This is a genomic window from Rheinheimera sp. UJ63 (assembly GCF_021568285.1).
Classification (GTDB): Bacteria; Pseudomonadota; Gammaproteobacteria; order Enterobacterales; family Alteromonadaceae; genus Alishewanella; species Alishewanella maricola.
Genome location: NZ_JAKGTQ010000001.1, coordinates 546,454 through 564,937, shown reverse-complemented (window position 1 = coordinate 564,937; position 18,484 = coordinate 546,454). Strand labels below are relative to the sequence as shown.

At 47.9% G+C, this 18,484-nt stretch carries 18 protein-coding genes; 6 read left to right on the top strand and 12 right to left on the bottom strand.

What is annotated here, in order from left to right:
• Positions 1–26 precede the first annotated feature (26 nt).
• Positions 27–932, bottom strand: a complete 906-nt coding sequence (gene gluQRS / locus L1N97_RS02590; protein ID WP_236128738.1) for a tRNA glutamyl-Q(34) synthetase GluQRS — start codon at positions 930–932, stop codon at positions 27–29.
• Between the two features lie 16 nt (positions 933–948).
• Positions 949–1,398, bottom strand: coding sequence for an RNA polymerase-binding protein DksA (gene dksA / locus L1N97_RS02585; protein ID WP_226749552.1), 450 nt, complete (start codon positions 1,396–1,398; stop codon positions 949–951).
• A 290-nt stretch (positions 1,399–1,688) separates the two neighbouring features.
• On the opposite strand from dksA, the gene pepB reads away from it, so the two are divergent.
• The 3 genes from pepB to mrcB all read left to right on the top strand — a co-directional run bounded on the left by pepB (position 1,689) and on the right by mrcB (position 7,729).
• A complete protein-coding gene (pepB, locus tag L1N97_RS02580; protein WP_236128737.1) occupies positions 1,689–2,996 on the top strand; it encodes an aminopeptidase PepB in 1,308 nt (435 codons plus the stop codon).
• A 73-nt stretch (positions 2,997–3,069) separates the two neighbouring features.
• Positions 3,070–5,505 (top strand): ATP-dependent helicase HrpB, encoded by a 2,436-nt coding sequence (gene hrpB / locus L1N97_RS02575; protein WP_236128736.1) that lies wholly within the window; start codon positions 3,070–3,072, stop codon positions 5,503–5,505.
• Positions 5,489–7,729 (top strand): penicillin-binding protein 1B, encoded by a 2,241-nt coding sequence (gene mrcB, locus L1N97_RS02570; protein ID WP_229585344.1) that lies wholly within the window; start codon positions 5,489–5,491, stop codon positions 7,727–7,729. Before hrpB ends, mrcB begins: the two co-directional genes overlap by 17 nt.
• Before the next feature lie 54 nt (positions 7,730–7,783).
• Here mrcB and hemL read toward each other — a convergent pair whose 3' ends face one another.
• The 4 genes from hemL to L1N97_RS02550 form a co-directional block, all read right to left on the bottom strand.
• Positions 7,784–9,064, bottom strand: a complete 1,281-nt coding sequence (gene hemL / locus L1N97_RS02565) for a glutamate-1-semialdehyde 2,1-aminomutase (RefSeq protein WP_268964508.1) — start codon at positions 9,062–9,064, stop codon at positions 7,784–7,786.
• 17 nt (positions 9,065–9,081) lie between these two features.
• Positions 9,082–10,086: an aspartate carbamoyltransferase gene (locus tag L1N97_RS02560; RefSeq protein WP_226749557.1), complete on the bottom strand. Its 1,005-nt coding sequence runs from the start codon at positions 10,084–10,086 to the stop codon at positions 9,082–9,084.
• Positions 10,087–10,170: 84 nt separating this feature from the next.
• On the bottom strand, positions 10,171–10,602 hold the full coding sequence (locus tag L1N97_RS02555) for a CopD family protein (RefSeq protein WP_229585345.1): 432 nt from the start codon (positions 10,600–10,602) through the stop codon (positions 10,171–10,173).
• Complete coding sequence (locus L1N97_RS02550) at positions 10,599–12,314, bottom strand: chloride channel protein (RefSeq protein WP_236128735.1); 1,716 nt, start codon at positions 12,312–12,314, stop codon at positions 10,599–10,601. The genes L1N97_RS02555 and L1N97_RS02550 overlap by 4 nt, the downstream gene beginning before the upstream one ends.
• A gap of 209 nt (positions 12,315–12,523) precedes the next feature.
• Between L1N97_RS02550 and erpA the strand changes: the two genes are divergently transcribed.
• Positions 12,524–12,865, top strand: a complete 342-nt coding sequence (gene erpA / locus L1N97_RS02545; RefSeq protein ID WP_226749559.1) for an iron-sulfur cluster insertion protein ErpA — start codon at positions 12,524–12,526, stop codon at positions 12,863–12,865.
• Between the two features lie 93 nt (positions 12,866–12,958).
• Here erpA and L1N97_RS02540 read toward each other — a convergent pair whose 3' ends face one another.
• Entirely contained in the window at positions 12,959–13,132 is a 174-nt protein-coding gene (locus L1N97_RS02540; protein WP_226749560.1) for a hypothetical protein, read from the bottom strand.
• Between the two features lie 248 nt (positions 13,133–13,380).
• On the opposite strand from L1N97_RS02540, the gene L1N97_RS02535 reads away from it, so the two are divergent.
• A complete protein-coding gene (locus tag L1N97_RS02535) occupies positions 13,381–13,623 on the top strand; it encodes a helix-turn-helix domain-containing protein (protein ID WP_226749561.1) in 243 nt (80 codons plus the stop codon).
• A gap of 81 nt (positions 13,624–13,704) precedes the next feature.
• Here the strand turns inward: L1N97_RS02535 and L1N97_RS02530 are convergent, their stop codons facing one another.
• From L1N97_RS02530 to L1N97_RS02510, 5 genes are all read right to left on the bottom strand, one after another.
• Entirely contained in the window at positions 13,705–15,072 is a 1,368-nt protein-coding gene (locus L1N97_RS02530) for an AmpG family muropeptide MFS transporter (protein WP_236128734.1), read from the bottom strand.
• Between the two features lie 103 nt (positions 15,073–15,175).
• Positions 15,176–15,496: a hypothetical protein gene (locus tag L1N97_RS02525; RefSeq protein ID WP_229585348.1), complete on the bottom strand. Its 321-nt coding sequence runs from the start codon at positions 15,494–15,496 to the stop codon at positions 15,176–15,178.
• A 43-nt stretch (positions 15,497–15,539) separates the two neighbouring features.
• Complete coding sequence (locus L1N97_RS02520) at positions 15,540–16,121, bottom strand: peptidylprolyl isomerase (RefSeq protein ID WP_236128733.1); 582 nt, start codon at positions 16,119–16,121, stop codon at positions 15,540–15,542.
• A gap of 10 nt (positions 16,122–16,131) precedes the next feature.
• Entirely contained in the window at positions 16,132–16,683 is a 552-nt protein-coding gene (locus tag L1N97_RS02515; RefSeq protein ID WP_236128732.1) for a YajG family lipoprotein, read from the bottom strand.
• 2 nt (positions 16,684–16,685) lie between these two features.
• Positions 16,686–17,846, bottom strand: a complete 1,161-nt coding sequence (locus L1N97_RS02510; protein ID WP_236128731.1) for a methyltransferase — start codon at positions 17,844–17,846, stop codon at positions 16,686–16,688.
• A 244-nt stretch (positions 17,847–18,090) separates the two neighbouring features.
• Between L1N97_RS02510 and L1N97_RS02505 the strand changes: the two genes are divergently transcribed.
• Positions 18,091–18,423 carry a BolA family protein gene (locus L1N97_RS02505; protein WP_229585351.1) on the top strand — a complete coding sequence of 111 codons (333 nt, stop codon included), beginning with the start codon at positions 18,091–18,093 and terminating at the stop codon, positions 18,421–18,423.
• The last annotated feature ends 61 nt before the right edge of the window (positions 18,424–18,484 follow it).

Below are 18,484 nucleotides of genomic sequence, written 5' to 3'. Positions count from 1 at the left end.
ATTACGCTGAGTCAATGTCGCGCAAATTACGCAAAATCTGCACAGCGAATTTCGAGTTGTTTTGGTACCTTCGCCAGCTGCCAGTGCTGGGTGGCCCAAGCAAGTATTTCCGTTACTGGCGCTTGCCGTAGTTCATCAGGCGGGGCATGGCCTAGCAAACGTAATGCCGCCGTTAAACTGTGATGATTTGGCCAATGAGCGAGGGCGCTTGCATGGTTTTGTTTACTCAGTTTTTGCCCCGGCGCGGTAACGGCTAAGGGTAAATGGCCGTACAGTGGCGCGGTTTGCCCCAGCAATTGAAACAAATGTTGTTGCCTGGGAGTCATACTGAGTAAATCGGCCCCTCGGATCACTTCGCTGATCTGTTGATCCTGATCATCAATCACCACCACCAGTTGATAACTAAATAACCCATCGCGGCGCTTAACGATATAATCTTCTGCAGCTAAAGCGGCATCGATACGCTGGTTACCAAACACCTGATCATGGAAATGACAATGCACATCTGCCGCACGCAGACGCCAGGCTAACGGCGGTGTCGTCAATTGTTTAGCGGCACAGCGCCCGTTATAGAGGCCGCCGGCGGCTTGGATTGCTTTGCGTGAACATTGGCAACCGTACAGCAAGCCTTGTTGCTGGAGTTGATTAAATACGTCTTGATAGCGATCCAACCGTTGGCTTTGATAAATAACCGGGCCATCCCAGCATAAACCAAAGCTTTCTAGGGTGTGCATAATGTCGCTATCGGCATTGGCTTGCATGCGAGGCGTATCAATATCTTCGATACGTAACAGCCATTGGCCGTGCTGACTTTTTGCTTGAAGATAACTACCAACAGCCGCCACGAGTGAGCCAAAATGTAATGGCCCCGAGGGGGAGGGAGCAAAACGGCCGCGATAACCGGCCGTTTGCCTTGCAAGATGCGCTGACACTGAGGTTGCCGCAGCGTTAACCGCCGAGTTGCTTCTCTTTGATTTCAGCAAGCGTCTTACAATCAATACATTGATCAGCAGTAGGACGTGCTTCTAACCGTTTGATACCGATTTCGATACCGCAGGTATCACAGAAACCAAAGTCGTCATTTTCGATCTTTTGTAACGTTTTTTCAATTTTCTTCAGCAACTTACGTTCACGATCCCGTGCGCGTAATTCTAAACTGAACTCTTCTTCTTGAGCTGCACGATCCACTGGATCAGGAAAATTAGCTGCTTCATCAGCCATATGTGTTTTAGTGCGATCCACTTCTTCACGAAGTTGTTGGCGCCATGCATCCAGAATTTTCCGGAAATGCTCCAACTGCTTCGGGTTCATGTACTCTTCCCCGACCGCTGCTTCATAGGGTACTACGCCCGCTAGCGCTAATAGCCCAAGGGATTTATTGTTATTGCCTACTGGCATGATTCTCTCCTGTACAATCCCACCAAGCCAAAAAGCTGGCGGCTATAGATAGCAGAATATCACCGCTACCGCAATCACTAATAAAAAACCGCGGAAGTATACAGACAGACCGCCTTGCCGTCACTTATTTTCGATAAGTCTGCATTGACTTTCGCTCAAGTGAGTAATAATAAACACTTATTTTGCGTTTTTTGTTAAGCGCACTGCCGTTAGCAAAGTACTGCAGTGTGCTACAATACGCCATCAGCCAACAGATGGCTTACTTTGCCCTTTTATTTTCGGAGCTAAGAATGAATTCAAACAGTTCAGTACTTCACATCAGTTTGCAACAGCAACCCGCCGCGGCCCAGTTTGGCGCTAATGCGTTGATTAGCCCCAGTGAGCAAGGTTATCAAATTCATCTTAGCGCAGGTCAAGAACGCCGTATCGTGCAAAAAGCCGCTCGGATGCTTGATGGCTTAGGCGTAACGGCGTTGCAATTAAGCGGTGAGTGGCCGCTGGAATTACAGTGGGCATTTTATCAAGGTTTTGTGAATGCCAAGCGCCAAGGTGGCGTGCACTTTACCGGTGATAGCGCCACAGTCACACGGTTAGAGCAACAAGCGCGTTGTTTCCAGTTTGCTAAAGCGTTAATTAATCAAACCCCTGAGCAATTATCACCAGAGAAGTTAGCCGCACAAGCCGCAGCCTTTATTGAAGAGGTGGCTGGCACTGCCAAAGTGAGCTATCGCGTGATCAGTGGCGAGCAATTAGTCAGCGAAGGCTGGCATGGTATTTATCAAGTAGGTCGCGGTAGCGTGCGAGCGCCCGCGATGTTAGAACTGGATTTTAACCCCAGCGGTAAAGCGGATACCCCGGTGGCGGCTGCCTTGGTCGGTAAAGGTATTACCTTTGATAGTGGTGGTTATTCGATCAAAGCGACCGAAGGCATGTTGCATATGAAATGTGATATGGGCGGTGCCGCTACGGTGACAGCGGCGTTAGCCTTGGCTATTTTGCAGGGCTTAACCCAGCGGGTTAAACTGATTTTGTGCTGTGCTGAAAACTTGATCAGTGGTCATGCTTACAAATTGGGCGATATTATTACTTATAAAAATGGCACCACAGTCGAAATTGTTAATACCGATGCTGAAGGGCGTTTAGTATTGGCCGATGGCTTACAAATGGCAGCGGAAAGTGGTGCGCCGCTAATTATTGATGCGGCGACGTTAACCGGTGCAGCCGTAACGGCGGTTGGCTCAGAATACAATGCCCTGTTTGCATTAGATAAACCCTTAGCACAACGCGCGTTAAGTTATGCCGAGCAGCAACAAGAGTTACTGTGGCAACTGCCTTTAGAGCCTTGGCATCAGCAACAGTGTCCGTCGGCCTTTGCCGATACCGCTAACAGCCGGCCAGTAAAAGGCGGTGGCGCGGGGGGGGCCAGTAATGCAGCCGGTTTCTTAAGTCGCTTTGTGCCAAATAATGGCCAAGGTTGGTTGCACTTTGATTTAGCGGCAGCCTATCGTGATAGCGCTAATGGCTTTTTAGCCGTGGGCGCAACGGGTCAAGGGATCCGCACAATCGCGGCGATGTTATTACATGAATTATCGGCGTAATTTACCTTGTCACCCTGGCCGCATTTCTGCGGCCCTTGCTGAGTAGCGGTTGGTGTTACCTGTAAACGAGATTATGCCCAGGCTCTGTCAGCTACTGCAGCATGAGCCTAAGGTTATTCTGTCGGCGCCACCGGGTGCCGGCAAATCGACTTTTTTACCGTTGTATTTGCTCAAGCACCCCGCTTTTGCAGGTAAGCGGCTGTTATTGCTTGAGCCACGGCGCTTAGCCGCACGCACCATCGCCAGTTATCTCGCCGCCCAACTGAATGAGCCCGTTGGACAGACGGTGGGGTATCAAATTCGCCAAGACAGCCAATATTGCGCTGAAACTCGGCTGCTTATTGTCACCGAAGGTATTTTAACGCGGAAAATTCAGCAAGATCCTGAGCTGAGTAGTGTGGATATCCTGATTTTTGATGAGTTTCACGAACGCTCTTTGCATGCTGACTTTGGTTTAGCACTGGCGCTGGAAGTACAACAACTGAACGAACAGCTGCGTATCTTAGTGATGTCGGCGACCTTGGACACCAGTATGCTGGCCCGCTATTTACAGGCACCGGTATTGCAAAGCGAAGGGCGCAGTTATCCGGTAAATATCGTTTATCAACCGCTGAATAAAGAACCCATCGCGCTGCAAAGTGCCCGCTTAGCTCTGCAGGGCTTTTGGCGTCATCAAAGTAGTGTTTTGGTCTTTTTACCCGGCCAAGCAGAAATTAATCAGGCGGCGCAGTGGTTAGCTCAGCAAGACTTAGCGGCAAATTTGCGCGTATTGCCTCTGTTGGGCAGTATGAGTTTGGCGGCACAACAAGCCGCGATTGCCGCTCCGGCGGCAGGGCATTATAAAATTGTGCTGGCCACGAATTTAGCGGAAACCAGTTTAACCATTGAAGGCATTCATGTGGTGATCGACAGTGGTGTCGCAAGACGTGCTAGTTATCATGCCCGCAGTGGTCTAACGCGCTTAGATACGGTTGCCATTAGCCAAGCAGCGGCAACACAACGAGCCGGTCGAGCTGGGCGACTTGGTGAAGGTTGGTGTTATCGCTTAGACAGTGCAGAACAATGGCAGCGGCGAACGGCTTTTGAACCTGCAGAAATTGAGATCAGCGAGTTAACCAGCTTACGCTTAGAGATTGCCGTTTGGGGTTGCCAACCGGCAGACCTAAACTGGTTAACCTCGCCACAATCAGCAAACTTAGCGGCGGCAACAGCCCTGTTGCAACAACTTGAAGTGCTAGATCAACGTGGGCAAATTACGGCTTATGGTCAAACACTTTATCAATTTGGCACCGATATTCGCTTAGCCAGTATGCTGCAGCATGCCAAAACGTTAGAAACCACTCAACCCGGTGCGCTGTGGCTAGCCGCTTTGCTGGCGGCGTTGCTAGAAGATAGCCGCGATTTGCACGAGGATCTTTACCGCCAAGTGCAGCGCTTAGCAGAACGCCCAGCGCAAGAGCAGCGGCGTTATCAACAAGCTGAAGTATTTGCTAAGCGATTGGCCGCTAAAAAATATACCAGCTTGCCACTTGGCTTGTTACCCGTCTTATTGTTACGAGCATTTCCAGATCGGTTAGCACAGCGCCGTGGCCAGGGTTATTTGTTAGCCAATGGCGTGGGCGCCAGTTTCCCCGCCAACCATCCGTTACAGCAGCAAGATTTAGTGGTGGCCGTTAGTATTACGCAAACAGCGCAAAGCAACCGGATACAACAAGCGGTCGCCATAGCGCTGCCCGATATTCTAGACGATTGGCCCGCGCTGGCATGGCAGCCTCATACCGGCTGGGATGAAAAGCAAGCGGGTTTTTATAGTGAGTCGCAACGTCTGTTTGGTGAAATTGTGCTTCAGCGGCGGCCGCAACCCTTGCAGCTTACTGCCGCTGAAAAGCAACAAGCTTGGTTAGCTTACTTAGCGAAAAAAGGCATAGCGATATTACCCTTTAATGCGCGCTGTCAGCAGTTACAGCAGCGTGTCGCCTTGTTAACGCAACACCAGTATGCTGGCTTGCCTGATCTCAGTCTGTCAGGGCTGACCACGAATATGGCGAGCTGGTTAGGACCTTATTTAGCGAATATCAATAAAGTTAATCAGCTAGCGCAATTACCCCTGTATGATCTTCTCTGGCAGCAACTCAGTTACAGCCAGCAGCAACAACTGAATCAATGCTTACCCGAGTTTTTTACCACGCCGGCAGACAGCCGGGTGGCGATTGATTATTGCTTACCTGGCGGGCCGGGTTTTTCAGTAAGGGTTCAGGAAATGTATGGTCAACTGACCACGCCGCAAGTGCTAGATGGTAAATTGGCGTTAAGTGTGACCTTGCTATCGCCTGGCCGACAACCACTACAAATTACCCGTGACTTGGCCAGTTTTTGGCAGCAAGGCTGGCATGAAGTAAAAAAAGAAATGAAAGGCCGTTATCCGAAACATTTTTGGCCGGACGATCCTGCGAAAGCCTTACCGACGACTAAAACCAAAAAAGCGATGCGCTATGACTCGAACTCGTAAAAAAGTGCCCACCTCCGCTCGGCCAGCCCGCTGGTGGCGATTGATTTGGACAACCTCTTTAAAGCTCGCTTTGGCAGGATTTCTAGGGCTGTTTTTGTATTTTATATATCTCGACAGTAAGATCACCAGCACCTTTTCAGGGCAAAAATGGCAAGTGCCAGCACAAATTTATGGCCGCAGCTTAGAGCTGTTTCCTGGCAAATACCTGACACAGAAACAGTTGGTGCAAGAGCTGGAACAGCTGCAATACCAACGCGTAAATGCAGTGTCTGGGCCAGGACAATTTCGCACCAGTGGCAACACCGTAGAGATTTTTCGCCGTAGTTTTACCTTTGTCGATGGCACTCAAGCCGCTTCACGTTTTAGTGTCGAGTTTAATCGCAGTGGCATCAGTGCATTGCTGCAACAAAAGTCATCATTAAGCATGGCACGCCTTGAGCCGCAATTAATCGAGCATTTGGTGTCACCCCACCAAGAAGATCGTGAATTAGTGCGCTTAGAGTGGGTGCCAAGCTTGCTGAAAGAAACGCTATTGCTGGTAGAAGATCGCGATTTTTATCAACATCGTGGCGTATCGCCGTTATCGGTATTACGTGCCTTGTGGGTAAATATTACGGCGGGGCGCACCGTGCAGGGCGGCTCGACGCTGACCCAGCAGTTAGCCAAGAATATGTATTTAACGCAGGATCGCACGCTGCTGCGCAAGATTAACGAAGCGATGATTGCCTTGGTACTCGATTATCGTTTTAGTAAGGATCAGATCCTTGAGGCTTACCTGAATGAGATTTACCTTGGGCAAAATCATGCCACGGCGGTGCACGGTTTTGGTTTAGGCAGCCGTTTTTATTTTGGTAAACCGCTCACGGAACTGAATGCCGATCAGTACGCCTTGTTAATCGGCATTGTGAAAGGCCCAGGTTATTACGATCCACGCCGGTTTCCAGAGCGTGCCAAGCAGCGGCGAGACTTAGTGCTGCGGCTGATGTTTGAGCAACATTTATTAGATCAACGTGCTTACGAGCAGGCGTTAACTCGGCCGGTAGAAGTGGTGGCAAGAGGGCAATACTTAAATGCCAACTTCCCGGCTTATATGGATGCCGTGAAACGTGAATTACGGCAATTAGCGCTGGCCAGCAATCTGATGCACAGTGGCATTAAAGTGTTTACTTATTTGGATCCGATGGCGCAAACCCAAGCCGAGCGCACGGTGACTCAGCTGGTTCCGGCTATGGATAAAGAGCTAGAAGCGGCGATGCTGGTGGTGGATTATCAACGGGGCGCTGTACAAGCCTTGGTAGGCGGTAAAACTGCGGGGTATGCGGGTTTTAACCGTGCACTGGAAGCGCGGCGGCCTATTGGCAGTTTAATTAAACCGGCCATTTTTTTAGAAGCGTTGGCACAACGGGGTCGCTACACCCTTGGTAGCATGCTCGACGACAGCCCGCTGAGCTTACGCAGTAATAATCAAGAGTGGCAACCGCAGAACTTTGATAAGACATTTCGCGGTAATGTCTCTCTCATGCGCGCTTTGGCTGACTCATTAAATGTGCCAACGGTGCGGCTGGGCTTACAACTGGGTATGCCTAAATTGCAAGAAGCCCTGCGCCGTTTGGGCTTAGAGCGTAATATTACCTTGTACCCATCAGCCTTGTTAGGCTCGTTAGAACTCTCACCTTATGAAGTCAGTCAGCTTTATCAAACCATCGCCAATAATGGCGTACATCAAAGCTTGGCCACGGTACAGGCGGTCACCGATCAAAATGGTGCGGTAGTGTATCAACGTAATTTAACGCCGAGCGTGCGTTATCCTGCCGCAGATGTTTATTTATTGCATTATGCGATGATCGAAGCAACCTTAACGGGCACCGCGCAATCGTTAGCGCGCACCTGGCCACAACCTACGTTTGCGGGTAAAACCGGCACCTCGAGTGATTATCGGGACAGTTGGTTTAGCGGTTTTGATCAAGATCGATTGGTGACCGTTTGGTTGGGGCGAGATGATAACAAATCGACCAATTTAACCGGGGGTAGCGGCGCTTTAAGAGTGTTTACCGATTATTTTAAACAGCAGGGCACCCATAATTTAATTCGGTATATGCCCGAACAAGTAGAATGGCAGCGTTTTTCGACGCAAAGCGGTTTACCCGTTCCTGAGTATTGCCCGAATAGTTGGTTGTTGCCGGCCCATCAAGATAGCGTGTTAGCATTAAATCAGTGTGATTAACCGATAAAAAAAGGCGCACCAGCTAGGCGCGCCCTTTTTTGCGATGCCGCTTAATTACAGTGCGGCAAAGGTTTTAGCCGCTGCGCTAATGGTTTCGGCTAAATCATCATCAGTGTGTGCTAATGATAAAAAACCGGCTTCATAAGCCGAAGGCGCTAAGTAAATGCCTTGTTCTAACATGCCATGGAAAAACTGTTTAAACGCGGCAATATCACAACGGGTTGCTTGCTGATAATTACTGACGCGGCCTTCGTTGGTAAAAAACATACCAAACATGCCACCGACTTGGTTAAAACTCATTGGCACGCCATGTTGCGCCGCCGCTTGAGCTAACCCGGTAATTAAACGACTGGTTTTCTCGGTCAGTGCTTCGTATACGCCAGGCTTGCTGATTTCTTGCATAGCGGCTAAGCCTGCAGCCATGGCAATCGGATTGCCTGATAAGGTACCTGCTTGATAAACAGGGCCCAGTGGCGCGATATGCTGCATAATGGCTTTTTTACCACCAAAAGCGCCAACCGGCATGCCACCACCAATGATTTTACCCAAGGTGGTCAGATCTGGCTTTACGCCATAATAGGCTTGAGCGCCGCCTAAGGCGACCCGAAAGCCGGTCATCACTTCATCAAAAATCAAGACGCTGCCGTAGTCATCACAAAGCTGCCGTAAGCCTTCTAAAAATCCTGGCTCTGGCGGAATACAGTTCATATTGCCGGCAACCGGTTCAACGATGATACAAGCAATTTCGCTACCTTGTGCTGCGAATAACTGTTGGATCTGCGCCAAATTGTTAAATTCACAGGTCAGAGTATATTTGGCAAAATCGGCTGGCACGCCAGGGGAGTTGGGGACACCCAAAGTCAGCGCCCCTGAACCTGCTTTAACCAGCAGCGAGTCTGCATGGCCATGGTAACAGCCTTCAAACTTTACAATGGTATCACGGCCCGTATAACCCCGAGCTAAACGGATCGCGCTCATGGTGGCTTCGGTGCCTGAGCTGACCATCCGCAGCATTTCCATGCTTGGGACCAGTTTTGCGACGGTTTCTGCCATGGTGACTTCGGCTGGACAAGGAGCACCAAAACTTAAACCATGTGCCGCAGCATCAATGACCGCTTGGCGGATCACCGGGTTGTTATGGCCTAATAGCATCGGGCCCCAAGAGCCGATGTAATCGATGTAGCGTTTGCCATCGACATCAAATAAATAGGCGCCATCAGTACGAGCAACGAAAAAAGGTTCGCCACCGACACTTTTAAAGGCACGAACCGGTGAGTTTACACCACCGGGGATCGTGTGTTGTGCGCGGCTGAAGAGTTCTGAAGAGATGGACATTATCGGATTCCTGTCAGTTATTTGTTGCTATACCAAGGCACAGCGCATTCATAATCTTGGATCACGTTTTCGACACCCAGGGTTAACGCAAACAGCGCCATCCGGACCAAGATGCCATTATCGGCCTGGCGAAAAATAGCCAAGTTAGGATTGAGGTTAAGATCATTATCTAACTCATTGGCTTCTTGTCGTGAATCTCTGGGTAAAGGATGCATAATCACGGTGTTCGATTTACAGTGCCGCGTATAGATTTCTTGGTTTAAGCGAAATTTACCACGGTATAAATTGGCTTCGGCTTTCGACGGAAAACGTTCCTCTTGGATCCGTGTTTGATAGACGATATCGGCGTTCAAATTGCCTTCGAGTTTGTCGCTAATAGTCAAACGATGGCCGGCGTTCTCTAAGCTGCTCACCACCTCATCAGGCATGGCTAATTCTTGTGGTGAAATCAGGGTAATTTGTAAGTTTTTATACAAACTAAGTAGTTTCGACAACGAGTGCACGGTACGGCCAAACTTTAAATCACCCACCATGGCAATATGCATACCGTCAATACTCTGGCCAGAGGCGGTTAGTTCACGTTCAATGGTAAACAGATCTAATAAGGCCTGAGTAGGGTGTTCGTTGGCGCCGTCGCCACCGTTTAATACCGGCACACGGCTACCTTCAGCAAACTCTGCGACAGAGCCGGCTTGCGGATGTCGCATCGCGATAACATCACTGTAACTGCTGATCACTCGTGCGGTATCGTATAACGACTCACCTTTAGACAAGGCTGACGATTCCATGCCCGTGGTTTCGCGCACTTCACCGCCTAGCAGGTTAAAAGCACAACCAAAGCTTACCCGAGTACGGGTGCTCGGTTCAAAAAACAGATTACCCAAAATAGCGCCATCGAGTACCTTAGTCCGTTTTTTTCTGCTGGCGTAAGGGGACATCTTGCGGGCAATATCAAACACATATTGGATACTGTCGCGGTCAAATTGTTTAACCGACAGGATATGCTGACCTTTAAAGCTCATAGTGCGTGCTCACTTATTTCGGATAGCGAATGGAAGAGACCCAGAGGCCAAACTGGTTTCATTATACGGAAAAGTTAGCGCTATTTATATCGGCTTTAATACCGCCAGCAGAATTATTGCCAACAGGATCAGCACCGGTGCTTCATTAAAAATCCGATAAAAACGTGGGCTGCGTGTATTGCGGTTATGTTTAAAATCGGCCAATAGCTTAAAACAATAGCCGTGATAGAGGTACAGCAGGATAACTAACAGCAATTTATAATGTAGCCAGCGACTCGCGGCAAACCATGCGCTGCCATAGCTGCCAATTAATAACAGGCCGAAAACCAAGGTAAGTAAGGCAAAGGGAGTAACGAAAAACAGTAACCGCCGCTCCATTACTTTAAAAGTCTTATCGCAATCTGTGCTTTGCGTTTCAGCGTGATAAACAAATAAGCGCGGCAAATAGAAAATACCGGCAAACCAGGCAACCATAAAAAACAGGTGTAAAGCTTTGTAAACAAGGATCAGGGTCATAGTAAGTTATTCTGTTTAGTTAAGAGTGCCCGCAGTTGGTCCCAGCGGATAATACCGATCGGATGAGCTGGGTCGTCTTGATAAATGTAAACCAGCCCTTCGCGTTCGTCTTCTAAAATAGCAAATACCTCTGCCATGGTACTTTGATGCGATAACCCTTGAATAGGCGTGTATTGCACGGCACTTTCACCACTGAGCGTTAGACTGATATCGTATTGTGCAGTAAAAAATTGCAGGCTATCGCTGGTGTGGCGTTTAATGATTAATTGCGTTGGCGGTTGTAGCGTGTCGAGACTGGCCAAAACCGTTTGTTCATCGGGATTAGCTAACACTTGATATTCTTGGCTGATGACGGCTAATACCCCCACTTTTTGCAGCACATCATCTGCGGGCGATAATTTATACGGCAACTGCATAAAGTCGAGTTGCATCAAGAAAATCGATTTATTATTAAAAAATTGCACCGTCGTGACATAAGCGGTAACGATAACCAACATGGCCGGCAAGATAATATGTTGGTTCGCGGCTAACTCTAACACGGCCACCAAGGCGGCTAAGGGGGCATGCAGCGTCGCCGCCATCATTCCCGCCATACCTAAAACCGCATAAGTACCGGCATTACTGCTGTTATCAACAATCACCGCCGGAACAATGGCTAAGATGGTGCCCAATACAACGCCGATACCAAAAACCGGGCCAATGATGCCACCAGGCACACCTAAGCCAATAGCAAACAGCGTTAAAATCATTTTGCCAGCTAAAATCAGTAACAGTAGATGGATGGCAGTAGGGCTATTAATAGCAAATTGAATAGCGCCCGTTTCTGCGCCCATGGCCTCAGGGATCAGATAACCCACTAACGCCGTGACCATGCCGGCCAAGGCAAGACGCAGTAATAAGGGCCACTTTTTAAACAGCGTTAATAAGCGCATCATGTTGCTATTAAAAAACCAAGCAACCGCACCAAAGATAACGCCACAAAGAATTAAATATGGAAAATGCCAAACACTGAGACTAATAATATCTAATGCCGCGAGTTCGCGGTCGGTGCCAAAAACCAGTTGGGTGGCCATAGCACCCACTACCGAAGCCAGCATAATAGGGATAAACACATGGATGCGATACTCACGCAGTACCACTTCCATCACAAAAATCATCGCCGCTAAAGGCGTATTAAACGAGGCTGAAATGCCGGCGGCAATGCCACACCCTGCCAAAATACGCACGCTGTTATAGGGTAGTTTTAAATAACGGCCAACGGTGCTCGCACCATAGGCGCCAAGATGCACGGATGGGCCTTCCCGACCCACCGAAAAGCCACTGGCGAGCGCGACCACCCCACCAAAGAACTGACTAAGCGTATTGCGAAAGGGCATCACCCCGTAAGCGGTTTTGATGCGGTGGATCACAAATGGGATGCCAAGACGATAGTGTTTATAACCGGTAAACAGAGCGATTAAGCCAATGCAAGCCGCTCCACCTAAGGGTAATAACCAGCGTATTTCAGCATCGATACTGGCAAAGTCATCAGCATGCTCTAGGAAAAAACCTTGAATACCGATAATAGCTAAACGAAAGCAGATAATTAATAACGCAGCAATTAACCCGCCGAGCATGCCGAGTAAGCACAACTGAAGCGAAGTTTGGGGGAGAGCCAGTCGCCGTTGTAAGGCGGGGAGGTGATCTTGCCAGCGCCGCATAGGATAATTCATGCTAAGTGGATTAAATTAAACGAAGCTTAACATAGTTGCGCCAAAAATGAGTACTGACGTGCTGGTTAGCGCGGCGTACTGTTGGTCAGCACGTTTCGGTCGCGTCATGCGCGCGTGCTGAACTATTATCGCTCACTTGCGCCTAATACTTGAATAAATTAGTCAGGTATTAGATAATTGCCTCCGTTGTTATGCTGGTTGGAGCCACCATGTCTGAATTACAGATCCCTATAGAGTTTACCGATGCGGCTGCGCGTAAAGTCGCTACCCTAGTCAGTGAAGAAGAAAATCCGGATTTAAAGCTGCGGGTTTATATCACCGGCGGTGGTTGCTCAGGTTTTCAATATGGCTTTACCTTCGATGAAAAAGTGAATGAAGGCGACTTGTTAATTGAAAAGCAAGGCGTGGCCATGGTTGTTGACCCGATGAGTTTACAGTACTTGATGGGTGGGGTGGTTGACTACACCGAAGGCTTACAAGGCAGCCGTTTTATTGTGCAAAATCCGAACGCAACGACAACCTGTGGTTGTGGTTCTTCTTTTTCGGTATAACCCGCTCATACTTTACGCTGCTCTGGCGTAAGCTTTTCACCCTGAACAATGTAGCGGTATCTGTTTTAACACAGATACCGTTTTTTAGGGTGCTCAACGATTGGTGATAAGAATTAACGCCCACAACACTAATGCGATAATAGCGTTAAAAGCCCCGATATAAATAAAGCCCCGGAGGCCTTGTTTTAAGGGGATGCCGTAGTTGCGTAAGAACAAATACCAACCTAAACTCATTAATAATGGTAACAAGAAGACTAATCTAACCATTGTTTCCTCATGGCGCTTTGCGCCGCCGATACTCAAAAAGATACTCATTTACGCTGATATTTTTAAAACGTATTAATCTTGTTAACCGCCTGATTTTTTAACCTGAAAATCTGTACGCTTATCGCAACCTGTGATATTAGTTACTAGTTACACCCGTGTCAGTCAAGCAAGACCACAACAACCAAAAATTGCAGGGAGCGCATAAACTATAATAAATAAAAGCGTAACACGCTCGGAGAATAAAAAAAATGAAAGGTACGAAAAGTGTCATTTCTGATGAAAATAAACGGCTTTGCGTTTGGTTAAAACGACAACGACAAGAGAAAGGTCACACTATGCGCAGTTTGTCTGAGTTATTAGGCACACCGCATTCCTTTATTGGTAAGGTTGAAAATCAAGAACGTAGATTGGATGTCGTCGAGTTTGTGCGTTATTGCCAAGCGCTTGAGGTTGATCCTGCCGAAGGTTTACTGCAGTTAACTAACGGCTAGCCAGCACAACAACTTAAAAAGCCGCTCTTCGTGTCATGTTAGTGGGTTAAACATGGCGCGATAAGCGGCTTTTTTAATGCTTTATTGTTGCGCTTGTTCACGTTGCTGTAACCGTTTACCTACCCACAATAACAGCAATAAACCGGGGATCACCATTAACGAGGTGAAAACAAAAAACAACGCCCAATTGCCCCCCAGTAAATCTACCATTTCACCACTAAAAGAAGCTAAGGTGGTACGACCTAAATTACCCAAAGAGGCGAGCAGTGCGTATTGGGTAGCAGTAAAAGCGCGGCCGGTTAGCCAGGTTAAGAAAGACACAAAGGCGACGGTGGAAAAAGCAGCGGTAAAGTTATCGACTAAAATGGCGGCAATAAATAACTCGGGTTTTGGCCCGACTAAGGCGATCCAAGCAAACATCAAATTACTGGCTGCCATGGCGATACCGCCAATAAATAAGCCGCGCACGATACCAAAACGAATATTGATGGCACTACCGAGTAGGGTAAAGACAATGGTGGCAAACCAACCAACCAATTTAGAGTATTCGGCAATTTGCTCATTTGAAAAACCAATTTCTTTATAAAACGGCACTGACATGCGGCCTAAGAACGCTTCACCCACTTTAAATAAAAACACAAAACTGAGGATCGCTAACGATAACTGCCAACCGTTACGGCGAAAGAAATCCAAAAAGGGCTCGAGCACGGTTACGGTTAACCAAATCAGATAAGGGCGGGCAACTTGCTTGCCGACTGCCGCGCTATGACGAGCGGCCGCTTGCTGCTGCAAAAGATCACGTTGATTTAGGGGTTCTTTACTGATTAAGGTAAAGAACATTAATAGCACGATCACTAACGCCATACCCAGATATACGGCAGGCCAACCATATTGATCGGCATTGGCAAAAGCCAAGTAGCCGGGCAAGGAATAACCGGTCCACCAACCAATCACCCCCATAGCCGCGGCCGGTGCGACTCGCACTTTATCATCACCGATCATTTCAATTCGATAGGCATCAATGGCCACATCTTGGGTGGCTGATGACAGCGCAATGGCCATTGCCAGCAGCGAGGTCAGCAACAGGCTTTGGCTCGGTTCGGTAAAAGCAATGGCGATAGTGGCGCATAACATAATGCTTTGCATCAGTAGGATCCAACTCCGGCGCATACCTAGCCAGGTATAAAGCAGCGGTAGTTTGACGCGGTCAAGTAAAGGCGCCCATAAAAAATTTAAGGCGTAGACAATAAAGACTGAGCCAAAATAACCAATGGCCGTGCGCGATAGCCCTGCATCACTTAGCCATCCACTCATATTTGAGCCAATTAATACCCAAGGAAAACCAGAGGCACAACCCATAAAAAAGATGAAAAGCAGGCGGATATCTTGATAGCTTTGCAGCGTTTGCCGCCAGCTTTGCGCTGCGCCTTGTTGTTTACCGAGTGTCATCTGGCCGATCCTGAATTATCTGAAGGCAAACCTTAACAGACACGCTGCTCACAGCAAAGAGCATGAATTTGAAAAGTAACGGTTTTTAATGCAGATTTTCGGTTTAGGGCCTTAAGCCCACACAATTGAGCGGTCTTTGAGCTTTACCGACGATAAAGCCTAGGCAAAGTTGTAAGTTGCGCTTCAATCTTTTGTTGTGCAATAGCTGCTGTTCAGGCCAAAATTCCAGCTGATGCAGCAAATACCAAAATACACGTTCTTGCGGGTGAGGGGGGGCAGTGGGGCGCTGTTGCAAAGCCGCCCATTCTTCTAGGGTATCCCAAATAAACAAATGCAATTCATGATGTGGCAATTGGCCGCGCAAAAAACGCGAGGCATAAAACACCAATTGCCGAGATTTTTCATCAGTAAAATGAGTGGCCATACTTCAGTTCCGCCAAAAAGCCTTTACCGAAGTATAGTCAAAATTACTCTTGTGGGAGCAGAATGACCATTTTTAGTATCACCGGCTCTATCGGAACATCGCTCCAGCCGGTTTGCTGATTGATTTCAGTCTCAACATTTTGGATTTTCTCGAGTACTTCCATACCGGAAACCACTTGCCCAAATACGGCATAGCCCCAACGACTGCCCGGATCTAAACTGCTGTTATCTTCCAGATTGAAATAGAATTGACTGACCGCACTATGCGGATCGTTTAAGCGTGCCATCGCCAGGGAGCCGAGTTGATTTTTTAGGCCATTACCTGACTCGTTAAAGACTGGCTTTAGCGTGTCAATCTCTTTGTAATCGGGGGTATAGCCACCCCCTTGCAATACAAAACCCGGCACGAGCCGATGGAATACCGTATTGTTGTAAGCGTTTTTTTTAACATAGCTTAAAAAATTATTGACGCTCAATGGCGCGCGGCTGCGATCTAATTCCACCACGATATCGCCATGTGAGGTCATAAATTTCACTTTAGGAAACAAGTTATCAGGTTGCATAAATTGCCCCGCGTGCGCCGAAACGCCGCACAGCAGTAACATGATAAACATAAGTTGTTTCATAAATGCTCCTTTAGTTCAGCTCAGATTTCCAAGTAGGATCTTGCAGTAATTGGTTTAACACTTGCTCAGTTAGAATACGTAGTTCACGTTCTACCGCAGCTAAATCGACTTTAAAAGGGGCGGTATAGCTGCTATCACCGGCATAGGATTTAGTAAAGCTACCATCATCACGTTGGATAAAGATGGTTAGCGCGACTTGATTGGTCACTAGATGATCAAGCGGCCGTTGTTGAACGTTCGCTTGTAATTGGTTAATTTGAATTTTTAATTGCGTGCCTTGCTGGCCAAGTAAGTTTGCGCCTTGCTCGGTTAGGGCAGCCGCCACGGTTTTTTCTAACTGAAAACGAACATCATTAGAGGTTCGATAGTTATTTTCATTCCCCCCCTGCTGAATGGTTAAACTGTGCGTTCTTGGACGCAAATCAACCACCGAAAAACTAAATTGACGGCCGCTGAGTTCAGTTGTTTGTGGCCAAAAAATTTGTGGTGCCACGATAAACGACGGTACCTTGGTGGCACAACCGGCAACGAGTAGCAGTAATACCAGCGATAAATAACGCATTATTAACTCCTTTTGATGGACTCTAAAATAACAAATTTTGGGTTAGCCGCTAATTGCTGGCAATGTCCAAATAACTTTTCTAACTGCAGCTTATAAGGCAAGTGGCGATTGGCCACAATACGCAGTCGTCCGCCGGTTTTTAAGACACGTTTCGCATCACGAAACATTTGGCTTGCCACATGGGTGGTGACGGCATTTTGCTGATGAAAAGGCGGATTACAAATAATCCAGTCTGCACTGTGCTCCGCTTGCTGTGTTAGGCAGTCATCGGCAACAAATTGACAATCGCCAAGTCGTTCAGGCAGGTTTTCGCTAAGGGTGGCTTGTGCCGAGGCGATAGCCAAATAGGATTCATCGGTTAAAATCAGTTTGCAATCCGGTTGTTGCGCTAACAACTGTAAACTCAATACGCCATTGCCACAGCCCAAATCAATGACACGACTGCCGGGTGCCACTTTGGGTAAATGCGCTAAAAACAAACGGGCGCCAATATCGAGTTTTTCTCGCGCGAACACATTGGCATAGTTAACCAAGGTAAAGTGGCTATCATCAAGTGGCCAACGCATGGCGGCAGGGGCATCGCGCTGAGTGGCATCGGCCTGCCATTGGCTTTGAATATACCGACATTTTTTTTCGGTCAGTGACGCCTGGGTGGGCCCAATATAATGGCTAAAAAGTGCCAGTACTTGCTTGGTAATATCTTTTGCTTTGGCCGCCACCACCAGTTGCGTTTCTTGGGTCATCACTTGGCTGAGTGCGGCAAGGATATGAGCTAAATAACTGTGGTTTTGCGGCACTTTTAATAGCACCAGATCAGGGGCGTCTGGTAAGGCATCAAGGCTGGATAATTCTGTGATGTCCGCATTATCCAAGTGATTTTGGGTACGGTTATAACGACAAGCCAGCTGTGCAAGCACTGAATCTTGCATTAATACCTGCGAACCGGCACCCAGCCCACAGGATAAAGCACCGAAGGCATCATTAATGATCAACACTTTAGGCGGCGTGGCTAAACGCTGCGTTAAATCAGAGAGTAAAGGTAGGGCTTGAGTGAGAATTAGCTCGTCTGCGGCATCCCAGGCTTGGAGACTATGATTCGGCTGCGCTAAGGGCCAACGATGTAAGGTAAGACTGATAGAACCAAGCGTAAACTGCGTATTCATAACCACTTCATCTCAATAGTAAGGCTGGCATTTTGACACGCCCAGCAGGTAGCGACAACAGCAATCCCTCTGGCGTGGTTCGAATTATCGCTAGTGCAGTATTACGTTAGCATAAAAAAATTTATTTTAGCTGTATGCTTATTGGTTTAGCGATGATTTAACGCTGCGCGCTTACCGTGAGCAAGACAAACGTCACGGCCTTGGCTAAAATACAATGAAGGACACCCAAAGGAGCAGAACGGCAATGTTAATACATACTGCAATAGAGCAAAAATTATTGGATGCTTTTAACCCGGTGTTTCTTGATGTGGTCAACGAAAGTGCCAATCATAATGTGCCCGCAGGTTCAGAGTCTCATTTTAAAGTCGTCATCGTCACGCCCGCTTTTAACGGCATGCGCTTGTTACAGCGGCATCGTGCGGTTAATGCCATCGTCGCGGAAGAGCTGGCAGAGAAAATTCACGCTTTGGCGTTACATACTTATACTCCTTCAGAATGGTATGAATACTACGCAGAAAAACCCCCGGCTTCGCCCAAATGTTTCGGTGGTAGCAAAACAGATAAAGCCTCGTCATGATCATTATTAGCTGATCCGACCTGTTTTTTGCGTTAAAGTTTTACACTAGCGCTACTTTACT

What these genes read in the sequence shown, in the direction of transcription:
- dksA (WP_226749552.1), bottom strand. Translation starts at nt 1,398, where the DNA reads ATGCCAGTAGGCAATAACAATAAATCCCTTGGGCTATTAGCGCTAGCG.
- pepB (WP_236128737.1), top strand. Translation starts at nt 1,689, where the DNA reads ATGAATTCAAACAGTTCAGTACTTCACATCAGTTTGCAACAGCAACCC.
- hrpB (WP_236128736.1), top strand. Translation starts at nt 3,070, where the DNA reads ATGCCCAGGCTCTGTCAGCTACTGCAGCATGAGCCTAAGGTTATTCTG.
- mrcB (WP_229585344.1), top strand. Translation starts at nt 5,489, where the DNA reads ATGACTCGAACTCGTAAAAAAGTGCCCACCTCCGCTCGGCCAGCCCGC.
- hemL (WP_268964508.1), bottom strand. Translation starts at nt 9,064, where the DNA reads ATGTCCATCTCTTCAGAACTCTTCAGCCGCGCACAACACACGATCCCC.
- L1N97_RS02560 (WP_226749557.1), bottom strand. Translation starts at nt 10,086, where the DNA reads ATGAGCTTTAAAGGTCAGCATATCCTGTCGGTTAAACAATTTGACCGC.
- L1N97_RS02555 (WP_229585345.1), bottom strand. Translation starts at nt 10,602, where the DNA reads ATGACCCTGATCCTTGTTTACAAAGCTTTACACCTGTTTTTTATGGTT.
- L1N97_RS02550 (WP_236128735.1), bottom strand. Translation starts at nt 12,314, where the DNA reads ATGAATTATCCTATGCGGCGCTGGCAAGATCACCTCCCCGCCTTACAA.
- erpA (WP_226749559.1), top strand. Translation starts at nt 12,524, where the DNA reads ATGTCTGAATTACAGATCCCTATAGAGTTTACCGATGCGGCTGCGCGT.
- L1N97_RS02540 (WP_226749560.1), bottom strand. Translation starts at nt 13,132, where the DNA reads ATGGTTAGATTAGTCTTCTTGTTACCATTATTAATGAGTTTAGGTTGG.
- L1N97_RS02535 (WP_226749561.1), top strand. Translation starts at nt 13,381, where the DNA reads ATGAAAGGTACGAAAAGTGTCATTTCTGATGAAAATAAACGGCTTTGC.
- L1N97_RS02530 (WP_236128734.1), bottom strand. Translation starts at nt 15,072, where the DNA reads ATGACACTCGGTAAACAACAAGGCGCAGCGCAAAGCTGGCGGCAAACG.
- L1N97_RS02525 (WP_229585348.1), bottom strand. Translation starts at nt 15,496, where the DNA reads ATGGCCACTCATTTTACTGATGAAAAATCTCGGCAATTGGTGTTTTAT.
- L1N97_RS02520 (WP_236128733.1), bottom strand. Translation starts at nt 16,121, where the DNA reads ATGAAACAACTTATGTTTATCATGTTACTGCTGTGCGGCGTTTCGGCG.
- L1N97_RS02515 (WP_236128732.1), bottom strand. Translation starts at nt 16,683, where the DNA reads ATGCGTTATTTATCGCTGGTATTACTGCTACTCGTTGCCGGTTGTGCC.
- L1N97_RS02510 (WP_236128731.1), bottom strand. Translation starts at nt 17,846, where the DNA reads ATGAATACGCAGTTTACGCTTGGTTCTATCAGTCTTACCTTACATCGT.
- L1N97_RS02505 (WP_229585351.1), top strand. Translation starts at nt 18,091, where the DNA reads ATGTTAATACATACTGCAATAGAGCAAAAATTATTGGATGCTTTTAAC.